Annotated in this window: 18 protein-coding genes; 10 read left to right on the top strand and 8 right to left on the bottom strand. The window is 63.5% G+C overall.

Annotated features, from left to right (window positions below; genetic code table 11):
• Positions 1-17 precede the first annotated feature (17 nt).
• From pip to cysS, 6 genes are all read right to left on the bottom strand, one after another.
• Complete coding sequence (gene pip, locus ASE71_RS16680) at positions 18-986, bottom strand: prolyl aminopeptidase (RefSeq protein ID WP_034804012.1); 969 nt, start codon at positions 984-986, stop codon at positions 18-20.
• A gap of 2 nt (positions 987-988) precedes the next feature.
• Complete coding sequence (locus ASE71_RS16675; protein ID WP_034804013.1) at positions 989-1,510, bottom strand: GFA family protein; 522 nt, start codon at positions 1,508-1,510, stop codon at positions 989-991.
• Complete coding sequence (locus tag ASE71_RS16670; protein WP_034804014.1) at positions 1,483-1,959, bottom strand: GFA family protein; 477 nt, start codon at positions 1,957-1,959, stop codon at positions 1,483-1,485. Before ASE71_RS16670 ends, ASE71_RS16675 begins: the two co-directional genes overlap by 28 nt.
• The gene (locus ASE71_RS16665) at positions 1,956-2,447 is read right to left on the bottom strand and encodes a GFA family protein (RefSeq protein ID WP_060522114.1); all 492 of its coding nucleotides are present in this window, start codon (positions 2,445-2,447) and stop codon (positions 1,956-1,958) included. The genes ASE71_RS16670 and ASE71_RS16665 overlap by 4 nt, the downstream gene beginning before the upstream one ends.
• 12 nt (positions 2,448-2,459) lie before the next feature.
• On the bottom strand, positions 2,460-2,843 hold the full coding sequence (locus tag ASE71_RS16660) for a VOC family protein (RefSeq protein ID WP_034804024.1): 384 nt from the start codon (positions 2,841-2,843) through the stop codon (positions 2,460-2,462).
• A gap of 107 nt (positions 2,844-2,950) precedes the next feature.
• On the bottom strand, positions 2,951-4,342 hold the full coding sequence (gene cysS, locus ASE71_RS16655; protein ID WP_060522113.1) for a cysteine--tRNA ligase: 1,392 nt from the start codon (positions 4,340-4,342) through the stop codon (positions 2,951-2,953).
• A gap of 414 nt (positions 4,343-4,756) precedes the next feature.
• On the opposite strand from cysS, the gene ASE71_RS36465 reads away from it, so the two are divergent.
• Positions 4,757-4,900, top strand: coding sequence for a hypothetical protein (locus ASE71_RS36465; protein ID WP_164475065.1), 144 nt, complete (start codon positions 4,757-4,759; stop codon positions 4,898-4,900).
• Positions 4,901-4,920: 20 nt separating this feature from the next.
• On the opposite strand, the gene ASE71_RS16650 is transcribed toward ASE71_RS36465, so the two are convergent.
• The gene (locus ASE71_RS16650) at positions 4,921-5,700 is read right to left on the bottom strand and encodes an SOS response-associated peptidase (protein WP_060522228.1); all 780 of its coding nucleotides are present in this window, start codon (positions 5,698-5,700) and stop codon (positions 4,921-4,923) included.
• A gap of 58 nt (positions 5,701-5,758) precedes the next feature.
• On the opposite strand from ASE71_RS16650, the gene ASE71_RS16645 reads away from it, so the two are divergent.
• From ASE71_RS16645 to ASE71_RS16605, 9 genes are all read left to right on the top strand, one after another.
• Positions 5,759-6,232 (top strand): NUDIX hydrolase, encoded by a 474-nt coding sequence (locus ASE71_RS16645; protein ID WP_060522112.1) that lies wholly within the window; start codon positions 5,759-5,761, stop codon positions 6,230-6,232.
• The gene (locus tag ASE71_RS16640) at positions 6,229-6,681 is read left to right on the top strand and encodes a TIGR02301 family protein (RefSeq protein ID WP_060522111.1); all 453 of its coding nucleotides are present in this window, start codon (positions 6,229-6,231) and stop codon (positions 6,679-6,681) included. Before ASE71_RS16645 ends, ASE71_RS16640 begins: the two co-directional genes overlap by 4 nt.
• Positions 6,682-6,839: 158 nt before the next feature.
• The gene (locus tag ASE71_RS16635; RefSeq protein WP_089043914.1) at positions 6,840-7,109 is read left to right on the top strand and encodes a hypothetical protein; all 270 of its coding nucleotides are present in this window, start codon (positions 6,840-6,842) and stop codon (positions 7,107-7,109) included.
• Between the two features lie 15 nt (positions 7,110-7,124).
• Positions 7,125-7,919, top strand: coding sequence for a hypothetical protein (locus tag ASE71_RS16630; RefSeq protein WP_034804030.1), 795 nt, complete (start codon positions 7,125-7,127; stop codon positions 7,917-7,919).
• A 155-nt stretch (positions 7,920-8,074) separates the two neighbouring features.
• Positions 8,075-8,923 (top strand): YgfZ/GcvT domain-containing protein, encoded by an 849-nt coding sequence (locus tag ASE71_RS16625; RefSeq protein WP_060522110.1) that lies wholly within the window; start codon positions 8,075-8,077, stop codon positions 8,921-8,923.
• Positions 8,920-9,528: a YfbR-like 5'-deoxynucleotidase gene (locus tag ASE71_RS16620; RefSeq protein ID WP_034804032.1), complete on the top strand. Its 609-nt coding sequence runs from the start codon at positions 8,920-8,922 to the stop codon at positions 9,526-9,528. The genes ASE71_RS16625 and ASE71_RS16620 overlap by 4 nt, the downstream gene beginning before the upstream one ends.
• Before the next feature lies 1 nt (position 9,529).
• Positions 9,530-10,069 carry a tyrosine phosphatase family protein gene (locus ASE71_RS16615; RefSeq protein ID WP_034804033.1) on the top strand — a complete coding sequence of 180 codons (540 nt, stop codon included), beginning with the start codon at positions 9,530-9,532 and terminating at the stop codon, positions 10,067-10,069.
• The gene (locus tag ASE71_RS16610; protein WP_089043910.1) at positions 10,059-11,039 is read left to right on the top strand and encodes an NUDIX hydrolase; all 981 of its coding nucleotides are present in this window, start codon (positions 10,059-10,061) and stop codon (positions 11,037-11,039) included. The genes ASE71_RS16615 and ASE71_RS16610 overlap by 11 nt, the downstream gene beginning before the upstream one ends.
• Before the next feature lie 155 nt (positions 11,040-11,194).
• Positions 11,195-11,440 (top strand): hypothetical protein, encoded by a 246-nt coding sequence (locus ASE71_RS16605; RefSeq protein ID WP_077961811.1) that lies wholly within the window; start codon positions 11,195-11,197, stop codon positions 11,438-11,440.
• A 76-nt stretch (positions 11,441-11,516) separates the two neighbouring features.
• Here the strand turns inward: ASE71_RS16605 and nadC are convergent, their stop codons facing one another.
• Positions 11,517-12,425: a carboxylating nicotinate-nucleotide diphosphorylase gene (gene nadC / locus ASE71_RS16600; RefSeq protein ID WP_060522109.1), complete on the bottom strand. Its 909-nt coding sequence runs from the start codon at positions 12,423-12,425 to the stop codon at positions 11,517-11,519.
• Between the last annotated feature and the right edge of the window lie 41 nt (positions 12,426-12,466).

The following is a 12,466-nucleotide window of genomic DNA, read 5'->3' as shown; positions in this document are numbered from 1 at the left end:
GTCCAAATATGCTCGGTTTACTTTTGCTCGGTCTTGCCTGCGAACTGGTCCGTGGCGCGGATCAGCCGGTCGAGGATGCCCGGCTCGGAATAGGCATGGCCTGCTCCCTCGACCAGATGCAGCTCTGATCCCGGCCAGGCCTTGTGCAGCTGCCAGGCGTACTTCGCCGGGCACGGCATGTCGTACCGCCCGTGGATGATGACGCCGGGAATGCCGTGCAGCCGGTGGGCGTCGCGCAGCAATTGGCCCTCTTCCATCCAGCCGGCATTGACGAAGAAGTGGTTCTCGATCCGCGCGAAGGCGTCAGCATAATCGTCGTCGGCGAAGGGCTCGCTGGTTGCGAGCTCCGGCAACAGCGTGATCGTCTCACCCTCCCAGATGCTCCAGGCCTTGGCGGCCGCAAGGCGTGTCGCCTTGTCCTCGCTCATCAGGCGGCGATGATAGGCGTGCATCATCTCGTGGCGCTCGTTCTCGGGAATGGGCGCGATGAAACGCTCCCACTTGTCCGGGAACATCTCCGAGACGCCGAACTGGTAGTACCAGTCGAGCTCGGCCTTGGTCAGCGTGTAGATGCCACGCAGCACCAGTTCGGAAACCCGTTCCGGGTGCTTCTCGGCATAGGCAAGCCCCAGCGTCGATCCCCAGGAACCGCCGAAGACCAGCCACTTGTCGGCGCCGGCCATCTCGCGCAGCCGCTCGATATCGGCGACGAGATGCCAGGTGGTGTTGGCTTCGATCCTGGCATTCGGCGTCGACTTACCGCAGCCGCGCTGGTCGAACAGCGTTACGTCGTAGAGGGTCGGATCGAACAGGCGGCGGTGGTTCGGCGAGATCGTGCCGCCTGGCCCGCCATGCAGGAAGACGGCAGGCTTAGCGCCCGGCGTGCCGGCCTTTTCCCAATAGATGGTGTGACCGTCGCCGACCTCGAGGTGGCCCGACGCATAGGGTTCGATTTCCGGATAAAGCGTACGCAGAACAGTCGTCATTTTCAGTCTTTCGTGAGCGGCCAGTGCACGGTGTCGTAGTCGGGATGCTGGCGGTTGGTTTCGAGAACGATCAGATGGCGGGTCGCCGAGACCTCGCTACCGTCATCCGTCTCCCTTGGTGGCAAGCCCGCGAGCCGTGAGAACCATATGACGCGGGATTCGACGCCGGACTGGTAAACGGGCTGTACGTCATCGGGGTCGTCGAGCGAGCCGAGCGCGATGTTGATGAAGTTCTCGTCGGGCATATCGTAGAACAGCGGCGTGCCGCAATCGCTGCAAAAACCGCGGCGCACCAGATGCGACGAGCGGAACCAGGACGGCTGGCCCCGGGTAATGTCGAACGTGTCTCGGGACGCATTGGCGAGTGGCATGAAATAGTTCCCGGTCGCCTTCTGGCACATGCGGCAATGACAGATATGCGGGTCCGCAAGCACGCCCTCGGCGCGGTAGCGCACGGCGCCGCATTGGCATCCGCCCGTATAGATGCGCGCGATGGTCACCGGAATGCTCCCGAGGGATGCCATTGATCGGTCTCGTGGTCGGGATGCTGGAACGAGATGATGCTTTCCTGCCTGGCGTAAAAATCCTGATCTTCAAGCACCGGCTGCTCGAAGATCGTATCGACCCAGGGCAGCCGCGAGGCGTGATTGACCTGGATTTTCGGCGCCAGATCGGTGCGATCGTCAAAGGTGCCGATGGCGATCTCAAGGCCACCCGGATGCCGATACGTCATCGGCGTTCCGCATTTCGGGCAGAAGCCACGGTCGATGTTGACCGAGGACTGGAAATAGCTCGGTTCGTCCCGCACCCATTCGACACCATCCTTCGGCGCCGTCACCAGCGCCGAGAAGAACGAGCCGAACTGTTTCTGGCACATGCGGCAATGACAGATCGACGCGCGTCCGAGTTCACCCTTGATCCGGAAGCGGACCGCGCCGCATTGGCATCCACCTGTTCGAACGTTTTCGGTCATCGCTTCTCCTCCGGGGGCCAGGTCTCGGTGTCGTGGTCGGGATGCTGATAGGAAACGAGATTGGTCAGGAACTCGATTGCGTCCGGATCTTCCAGCGTATGAACGCCAGGCAGATCGGCAACGTGATCGACATAGGGCAGCTTACCCTCGACTCCCCATTGGATGGTCGGCACGATGCCTTGCGGCTCGTCGAAGGCAGCGATCGCCAGCGCCATGCCATCCGGTGCCTCGTAGGTCAGCGGCGTGCCGCAATCGGCGCAGAAGCCGCGTCGCGCGGCGTTTGACGACTGGAAGCGCTTGGGCTCTCCGCGGGTCCAGGTCACATGCGCGCCGCGAACCGAAACCAAGGGCATGTAGAAATTGCCGCTCGCCTTCTGGCACATGCGGCAATGACAGACGGATGCGTCACCGAGCCTGCCCTCGACGCGGAAACGGACCGCGCCGCATTGGCAGCCGCCGGCATAATGGGGCCTGTTGTCGAGACTCATCGCAACTCCTCCTTAGCCCGGCGCGTGGCAGACGGCTTCGATATTGTTGCCGTCGGGATCGAATACGAAGGCCCCGTAATAGTCCGGGTGGTAGTGCGGTCTCAGCCCCGGCTTGCCGTTGTCACGTCCGCCGGCGGCAATCGCCGCTTCATAGAAGGCATCGACCTCGGCGCGGCTGCGCGCCGAAAAGGCGTAGTGGCGGCCCGGGCCTGCCTCGGCCGTTTCATGCAGCCAGAAAACCGGCCGCTCGCGGCCATAACCGCCGACCTTCACGCCGCCGGTGTGCTCCAACGGCACCATCATCAGCAAGGAGGCGCCAAGCGGAGCAAAGGCCTTGTCGTAGAACGACTGCGCCCGGTCGAAATCCGCGACGGGAATGCCCGTATGGTCGATCATCGCACGAACTCCTCTTTCATGCATGCGCTCCGCTTTCCGCTGCCCTTTCAGATGCCCTGTCCGAACCGATCAGAGCGATCGGACAGGGCTCTGGGGGCGGCCCACGGTCACCGTTTGATATCCCAGGTCGTCACCCGCTCGCCGGTTGCCGGATCCTTGCCGTCCTTCAGCTGAACACCGCGCGCCAGCAGATCATCGCGGATCTTGTCGGCTTCCGCGAAGTTCTTCGCCTTCAGCAGTTCCAGACGGGCCCGCACGCGGCTGTCGATGTCGCGGACCAGCCCCTCGTCGAGTTCGACCGCCTGCGGCACCACGCCGATCAGCGCAGCACTTGCGGCGAAGGTGCCGAGCAGTTTCGGATCGGTCGCCGCCTTCTGGGCGAGCGCATGGACCGCCTGGACGGCCGCGACCGTGTTGAGGTCGTCGGCAAGTGCGGCGACCACGGCCGGGTCGGCCTCACCCGTGGCGTCACCCGGCACCGGCCACTTGGAGAGCAGATGCTCTGCCTCTTCCAGCCGCTTCACCGAAAAATCGATCGGCTCGCGATAGTGCGTCATCAGCATCGCGAGCCTCAGCACGTCGCCCGGCCACTGGCGGCCGGCGAACTTTTCCGTGTGCAGCAGTTCGTAGATGGTGACGAAGTTGCCTTCGGACTTCGACATCTTGCGGCCTTCGACCTGCAGGAAGCCGTTGTGCATCCAGACATTCGCCATCACCTCGGTGCCATGGGCGCAACGGGATTGGGCAATCTCGTTTTCGTGGTGCGGGAAGATGAGATCCAGCCCGCCGCCGTGGATGTCGAAAACCTCGCCGAGATAGCGGCTGCTCATGGCCGAGCACTCGATGTGCCAGCCGGGACGGCCCCTGCCCCACGGGCTTTCCCAACCCGGTTCGTTGTCGCCGGAGAGCTTCCACAGCACGAAATCGCCGGGGCTTTTCTTATGCGCCTCGACGGCGACGCGGGCGCCGGCCTGCTGTTCGTCGAGGTTGCGCTTCGAGAGCTGACCGTAATCGGCCATCGACTTGGTATCGAACAGCACCTCGCCGCCCGCCTGGTAGGCGTGGCCCTTGACGATGAGCTTTTCGATGATGTCGATCATCTGGGCGATGTTGTCGGTCGCCCGCGGCTGGACATCAGGATCGAGGCAGCCGAGCGCCCTGGCATCGTCGAGAAACTGCGTTTCGGTCTTCTCCGTCACCCGGCGGATCGCGTCGTTGAGCGGCAGGGTCGGATAGTCCCGCAGCGCCCGCGCGTTGATCTTGTCGTCGACGTCGGTGATGTTGCGCGCATAGGTGACGTGATCCGCGCCATAGACATGGCGCAGCAGCCGGAACAGGACGTCGAAGACGATGACCGGCCGGGCATTGCCGATATGGGCATAGTCATAGACCGTCGGGCCGCAGACATACATGCGAACGTTGTCGGGATCGATCGGCTTGAACTCGATCTTCTCCCGCGTCAGCGTGTTGTACAGCTTCAGTGTCGGCGTTCCGCCCATTGCCATTCTCCAAGATGCATACGACCGTAAAATACCGCGCCCGGGAGGCCCGCGCGTTTGTCATCTTGGATTTTAGGAGACGAAAACGGCCAGGCCAGCGGAGCGCTAGCGAATAATGTTCCGGCAGATAATGCAGATAACCGTTTTCATGGCCTCACTTATCGCGCGTCACCCGATTTCGGTCAAGAGGTCAGCCGCGTGCAAGCACAGCCGACTATCGAAAGGATTCCGCGGTCATGGATTTGTCATGATTAGGCTTATCTGAGATCGCCATGCGGAAAACAGATTCGCGGTTTAGTTGGTAGCACACCACGAAACCCTGTCTCCGGAGAGCGAGGAGGAGCGTCGCTTTCGTGAAGACGTACGAAAGCGACAGTGTATCCGGTTCGGGAAAGCATCAAGGAGTGAGTGCAAGTGAAAGCCGCAAAGACCAAAGACATCACCAAATCCGCCAACCTCGTCGAACAGTATCGCCCGCTCGGCCTGAAGGCCGTACTTGCCGCAGCGTTGCAGGTGAAGGCGAAGCCGGCTGGCAAGCTGACCAAGCGGCCAGCCTGACGGTTCCGACGCTCTTTTCCTTAAAAGAGAGACATCTGCCCGCCATCGGGCTCGGTCGGCTTGCCCTTGCCTTTTAGCTGGGCATCCGCAACCGACCTGGGCGTGACGGCATCCTGGATTTCGGGACCGGTGTTGACGACCTTGTTGACCTTGTCCGAGACAGGGATCGCCTCGAAGTAGTCCTCCGCGACGGGGCCGAAGAGATCGGCAACCTCGCGCGGCTCCTGCGTCTTGCAATCCAGCCAGCGGCCAAAATCCTCGGGCTGGATGACGACCGGCATACGGTCATGGATCTGCCGGATCGAGGCGTTGGCGGCCGTCGTCAGGATGGCCGCTGTGTCGACCTCGGAGCCGTCGGCCGAGGACCAGGTTTCCATCAGCCCGGCGAAAGCGACGATGCCGCCCTTCCGCGGGCGCACCCAATAGGCCTGCGACGGCTCGCGGCTGCCTTTCGGCGGCCGGCGCCATTCGTAAAAACCGGAGGCCGGCACGAGAACACGCCGGTGGCGCATGGCGGCGCGAAACGAGGCCTTGTCGATTGCCGATTCGGCCCGCGCATTGATCAGCAGCGGAAAGTCACGCGGGTCTTTCACCCAGCCCGGCATAAAGCCCCAACGCACGAGCACCGCCTTGCGCTCCGGCAGGTTGCTGCCGGGTGCCGCGCGCTCGCCGGCCACGACAACCATGATCGGCTGGGTTGGCGCGATATTGAAGCGCGCCGGAAAGTCGTCGCTTTCCAGCAGGCTGAACAATTCCATCATTTCGTCGGGGGTCGCCGTCAGCGCAAAACGTCCGCACATGACATCGATGTGGCACTTCACGTAGGATGGGTCAACGCTACCGAGACGATTTGATTCCCTGATGCCGACCAAGCCCGAACTTGCTTCCTCCGTCATTCTAGAACGCGACGGCCGCTATCTGCTCGTTCGCCGGGCCAACCCACCGTCGGCCGACATGTACGCCTTTCCGGGCGGCCGTGCCGAGCCCGGCGAGACGCCGGCGGAGACAGCGCTTCGCGAATTGTTCGAAGAAACCGGCATCAAGGCGCGCGATCCGGTGCTGTTTGAAATCTACGATCTGCCGGGCAAGGAGTCCGAGGGGCGACACTTCCTGCTTTCGGTTTTCAGGGCCGAGGCCGATGCCGATGCGGTTGCCGTCGCCAGCGACGACGCGGCAGGGCTCGGCTGGTTCACCCCTGAGGAGATCTTCGCCCTGCCGATCCCCGACAGCGTGCGCGAATGTGTGGAAAGGCTCTCCGGCACCGGCGCGAACGCCGCGACATCCGGCGACGGCCTTGAAACCGCCGACAATTCGGGCTTGATGAAATCATGATCCCTGTCCCGATCCTCGCAAGGCTTACGCTCGCTGCAATCGCCCTGACGGTCGCCACTGGTGCGGCGGCGCAAAAAACACCGACGAAAGAGCCGGCCAAGACCGAGACCGCAGCCCCTGCCCCGGCCGCTGTGGAAGAAAAGCCGACGCCCTATGACCAGCGGCTGATTCGACTCTCGGAGATCCTCGGCTCCGTGCACTACCTCAGGAATCTCTGCGTCAAGGAACCGGAAGACGTCTGGCGCCGCTCGATGCAGGATCTGATCGACAAGGAAACCGCCACCGAAGTCAAACGACGCGAGCGGATGACTGCCGCCTTCAACCGCGGGTACCGCACCTTCGCATCGGTCTATACGAACTGCACAGGCCCTGCGATCGTCGCCGAACAGCGATATCGTGCCGAAGGGGCAACACTTGCGTCAGAAATCGTCGCCCGCTTTGGAAATTAGCAATAAATTAACCTCTTTTCTCACGACCCCGTGTCGTTTCGGGAAAAGGCTGCTAAGTTCGTTAAGAGAGTGGTAAGAAGTGGCGAGTCCGTCACGGTCGTTCAGTCGGAGTTCAGCCGAACGGCCATAAATTGAACCGCTTGCACAATGGAAGTCGCATGGAACGAATGATGGAACCAAGCCTGACCGACATCGATGACATGATCGTCCACGAGAAGATGCAGGCTGCGCTGGAACACCAGAGCGAGGCCTGGGCGGACGGAATGGCCGACGGTATCGAGCCGGAAATCATCGCCGATGCGGCCATTGCCCTTGCCATGCGGGAAACCGTTCGGCTTCATGGCGAAGACGGCGCCGAGGCAATGCTCAATTCGCTTCGCGAGCGCGTGCTCGCCGGCGAATTCTCGCCCCAGCGCACGATTCAGTAATATCAGGACTGCCCGATGCATCGGAATCTTGCAAACCGGACCCTTCCGGTTCGCCTCGCCACACTGCTTTTGGCCGGTGTCGCCTTGACCACCCCGGCAGCGGTTTCCCCCGCCTTCGCTCTCAGCGAATTGCAGGGCGCGCCGCAACCCGTTCCGGCCGAGCAACAGCCTGCCGCCGGCGACCAGAAGGCGACGCCGCCTGCCGCCGAACCCGTTGCCGAAGAGCCGGACGAAGAAGAGACGCTTCCACTCGAAATCCCGATGCCCGACCCGCTGATCAACAAGTCGGCGACAGCCACCAAGGAAGATGCTCCCGAAGCTGAAGAGCCGGAGCCGACCGGGCCTGTCGAAGTCCTGACCGACGTTTCCAAGATTCCGGCGCCGGTCGCCCGCATGCGCGAGCTGATCGTCGAGGCGGCGGCTTCCGGCGACATCGAGCGGTTGCGCCCATTGCTCGGCAAGGGCCCGAACCAGACCCAGGTCACCGGCGTCACCGGCGACGAAGACCCGGTGTCGATCCTGAAGAGCCTTTCGGGCGACCAGGAAGGCGTCGAAATTCTCGCGATCCTGCTCGACGTGCTGTCGACCGGCTTCGTGCTGGTAGACAAGGGCACGCCGCAGGAGGCCTATGTCTGGCCTTACTTTGCGGAAAAGAAGCTTTCGACGCTGACGGCACCGGAAAAGGTCGACCTGTTCCGCCTGGTCACCGCCGGCGACTTTGCCGACATGGAAGAATTCGGCAGTTACAACTTCTATCGCGTCGGCATCATGCCGGACGGCAAATGGAAATTCTTCATCGCCGGCGACTGAGCGCCGGCGACCTGCTTGCCGATGACAGCCGAACATCCTACCTCTTCGCCAAGAGATCGCCGGTGAGACCGGGGCCTGAGTCGGCCACGGCTACCAGGTGATCGTTTGCTAGGTTAGCGCGGGAGCCTCCCCTCCCGTCGAACAGGATTCGAACGATGCCCAGAGTTCGCCTCGACGATCGTGCGATCGTCTCCATTTCCGGCAAGGACGCCGAAGATCTTCTTCAGGGACTGATCACCACCGACCTCGACGCGCTTGCGCCCGACGAGGCGCGTCCTGGCGCGCTTCTGACGCCACAGGGCAAGATCCTGTTCGAGTTCCTGATCTCCCGCGACGGCGATGGCCTACGGCTGGAAACGGCACGCGACCAGGCCGAAGCGCTGCTGAAGCGCATGACGATGTACAAGCTTCGCTCGGCAGTCGAGCTTTCGATCAGGGCTTCCGACGCCGTCACCGTGATATTCGACGAAGCAGCACCGACGGGTGCCTATCGGGACCACCGTTTCGAGAAGGCGGGCGTTGCGCTCTTTCGCGCCTATGGGGAAGCCACCGGCGACACGGCCGGCGCAGAAGACCTCGAACGGCTGCGGATCGCGGCGGGCATTGCGAATGCCGGTGCCGATTATGCGGTGCAGGACGCATTCCCCCATGACGTGCTCCTGGACAAAAACGGCGGCCTCTCCTTCAAGAAGGGCTGCTATGTCGGCCAGGAAGTGGTGTCGCGCATGCAGCACCGCAGCACGCCGCGCCGCCGGGTCGTGATCGTTTCGGCGGACGCCGCCCTTCCTCCCACGGGAACGACGATTACGGCGAACGACAAGGCGATCGGCGCGCTGGGCACGGTGCAGGGCAAGTCGGCGCTCGCGATCGTGCGCATCGACAAGGCCGGCGAAGCCATGGCGAATGGGATCCCGCTGCTCGCCGGCGACGTGCCGGTGACAATGGTTCTGCCCGAATGGACCGGCCTCACCTTCCCGACCAGCACGGACGAGGCAAGCGCGTGACGGCGGCCCGCGCCTGGCAGCGCATGCTTTCCGGCCGAAGGCTGGACCTGCTCGATCCCTCGCCGCTCGATGTCGAGATCGGCGACATCGCCCATGGCCTCGCCCGTGTTGCCCGGTGGAACGGCCAGACCGCCGGCGATCATGCCTTCTCTGTCGCCCAGCACAGCCTGATGGTCGAAGATATTTTTCGCCGCAGCAACAAGTGCAGCACCGACGATTGCCTGCTGGCGCTTTTGCACGACGCGCCGGAATATGTGATCGGCGACATGATCTCGCCGTTCAAGGCGGTGGTCGGCGGCGGCTACAAATCGGTCGAGAAGCGGCTGGAAAGCGCCATCCACCTTCGTTTCGGCCTGCCGCCGCATTGCTCCAAGGAATTGAAGGACCGCATCAAGAAGGCCGATCATGTCGCGGCCTATTTCGAAGCAACGGTGCTTGCCGGCTTCTCCGTCGAAGAGGCGCGCAAGTTCTTCGGCCAGCCGCGCGGCATCACCCGCGAGACGCTGCTGATCGATCCCTTGCCGGCGGTCGAGGCGCAGCGCCTGTTCACCGAACGGTTCCTCACGCTGGAAGCGCAGCGCGTGCCGGCGCGCGCGGAAATCTGACATGCCCGGCATTATCGTTTCTCCGCTTTCCCGCATCGCCGAAATGGCCGTCCGCCATGGCTGCACCGAGATGATCAGCCTCGTCGCCAAGGGCCAGGATTTCCATCGCCCCGGCGTCATCGCCAAGGCGCGACATCTGACGCTCGGCATGAACGACATCACCTTTGCCGGCACCGGCGACCTCATTGCGCCGCAGGAAGACCATGTCCGGCAGATCGTAGCCTTTGCGCGCGAATGGGACCGTGCACGGCCGCTCCTCGTTCATTGCTGGATGGGCGTCTCCCGTTCGCCGGCAGCCGCCCTCATCGCCGCGCTCGCGGCCGAGCCGGACCAGGACGACGCGGAGCTGGTGCAGCGGCTGCGCCGCGCCTCGCCCTATGCGACCCCCAACAGCCGGCTCGTCGAAATTGGCGACGGCGTGCTCGCGCGCAATGGAAGGCTGATCGCCGCCGTTCGCGCGATCGGTCGCGGCGCGGATGCAGACGGCAATGCGCCGTTCCTTCTGCCGCTTGCTTCCGAAGGAGCAGCCGTTGCCGATTGAGACGCAGCCGACAACGGTCGAGATCGGCCTCAATGCGGCGATCGTCGCCGTCGTCAACCGCAGCCCGCGCATCCTCGCCGTCAGCGAAAGTGACGGCGATGCGCGTGACAGCCTGCCCTTCGGTCCCTTCGATCCGGCGCTCCACCGGACCTTTGAGACGAGCCTGCGCGATCGCGTCGAAAAGCGTACGGCGCTGAAGCTCGGCTATATCGAACAGCTTTACACCTTCGGCGATCGCGGCCGTCAGCGGCTGCCGGGCGAAGAAGGCAAGCACATGGTCTCGGTCGGCTATCTGGCCCTGACGAGAACCGACGCCGAAAACACCGAACGGCTGGCCGAAGCCGGCGCGCATTGGCGCGACTGGTACGGCTACCTGCCCTGGGAGGACTGGCGGCAGGGTCGCCCGGCGGTGCTGGACCAGGCGCTCCTGCCGGCACTTGCCCGCTGGGAAACAGGTGTGTCCGGTGACGACCGAGCCGCCCGGATTGCCGGGCGCCGGGCGCGCATTCGCCTGGCCTTCGGCCTCGGCGATTTTCCCTGGGACGAGGAACGCGTGCTGGAGCGCTATGAGCTGCTTTACGAGGCAGGGCTCGTGCCCGAGGCGGCCATCGACGGCCACGGTAATGGCAACGACGTTCTGACCGCCGGGCTGGCGATGCGCCACGACCACCGCCGTATCGTCGCCACCGCGATGGCGAGGCTGCGCGGCAAGATCAAGTACCGGCCGGTCGTCTTCGAACTGATGCCGCCCGAGTTCACGCTGACCGATCTGCAGGCAACCGTCGAAGCGATCTCCGGGCGCCACCTGCACAAGCAGAACTTCCGCCGCCTGGTCGAAGGGGCCGAACTGGTGGAGCCGACGGGGATGACGCTGTCTTCCACCGGTGGGCGGCCGGCCGCCCTCTTCCGCTTCCGCCGCCAGATCCTTGACGAGCGCCCCGCCCCGGGGCTCAAGGTCGGTGGGCGATGAGGGCAGTACCGCCCACCAAATGGCGGATCGGCACCTAAAAACCTCCGACAGAACGCCCTACATGTGCGGGGATGATGCTATAATCGGTGCAGTGGGACGCGACCGAACTTTCGCTGCCCGCAAACCATGCGGCGTTTACGACCGAGGTGACAACCATGCTGCTCGTCCTGACCCTGCTTACGTCGCTGCTCGGCACCTCGCCCCAATCGGGAACCGACGAAAAGCCGAAGATGCCCGACTACTTCAAGAACCAACAGGGCGGCGGCATGCAGCCGCAGACAACCATCTGCAATCTCAACAGCCAGGACCTGAACGGGCAGTTCCGGACCTGCCGCTACGACTGCGGCACGCAGATCACCGTCGGCGAACGTTTCTCCTGCCCGTTCATCATGCAGCGTTGACGTTCAAAACCTCGGTTAGCTTCTGAAAAGACGCAACTCCGGACGGAAAACCGCTTCGCACTTTTCCTGGCGTTGCTTACCTTTCGATCACCACATCAAGGCCGATGTCGAGCGTCGGGGCGGCCATGGTGATCTTCGAGGTCGAGATGTAGTCGACGCCGCTCTCGGCGATTGCCCGCACCGTATCGATCTTGACGTTGCCTGAAGCCTCCAACCGCGTCCGGCGGGCATCGACCGCATAGGCGTCGGCGGAGAGCTGCCAAAACGCGCGGTTGACCGCAACGGCCTCGCGGAGCAAGTCCGGCCCCATGTTGTCGAGCAGGATGACGTCGGGTTGGGCCGTCAGCGCCTCGCGCATCTGATCGAGGCCATCGACCTCGATCTCGATCTTGACGAGATGGCCGCAATAGGCACGCGCCGCATGGACGGCGCTGGCGACACCACCAGATACGGCAATGTGATTGTCCTTGATCAGCACGGCATCGTCGAGGCCGTAGCGATGATTGGAGCCACCGCCCAGACGCACCGCGTATTTTTCCAGCGCCCGCAGCCCAGGAATGGTCTTGCGGGTGCAACAGACCTTCGCACGCGTGTGGGCGATCTCGTCGGCGAATTTCGCCGTATAGCTTGCGATGCCCGAAAGGTGCATCAGGAAGTTCAGGCCGACACGTTCGGCCGACAGCAGCCCGCGGGCGCGACCGGAGATCCGGGCGATCGCCGTGCCCGGCGCGACCCGGTCACCATCCGCCACCAATGCCTCGAAGTGGATCGACGGATCGACCAGACGGAAGGCGGCACGCGCAAGCTCCAGCCCGGCAACAACACCCGCATCGCGCACGTTCATGCCGGCCTTTGCGGTCAGCTCCGGCCCGATGGTCGAGAGCGTGGTAATGTCGCCGGCGCGGCCGAGATCCTCGTTAAGTGCGGCACGCACCTGGTCCTCGATCATCAGTGCGGGAAATTCGGGGCGGAGGGCTGCGGTCATCTGCTTTTTCGTCCTTGAGTGTCGGTCCATGCAAGCGGCGC

The organism is Ensifer sp. Root954, assembly GCF_001429005.1.
Lineage (GTDB): Bacteria > Pseudomonadota > Alphaproteobacteria > Rhizobiales > Rhizobiaceae > Ensifer > Ensifer adhaerens.
This window is presented reverse-complemented; position numbering and strand designations above follow the sequence as displayed.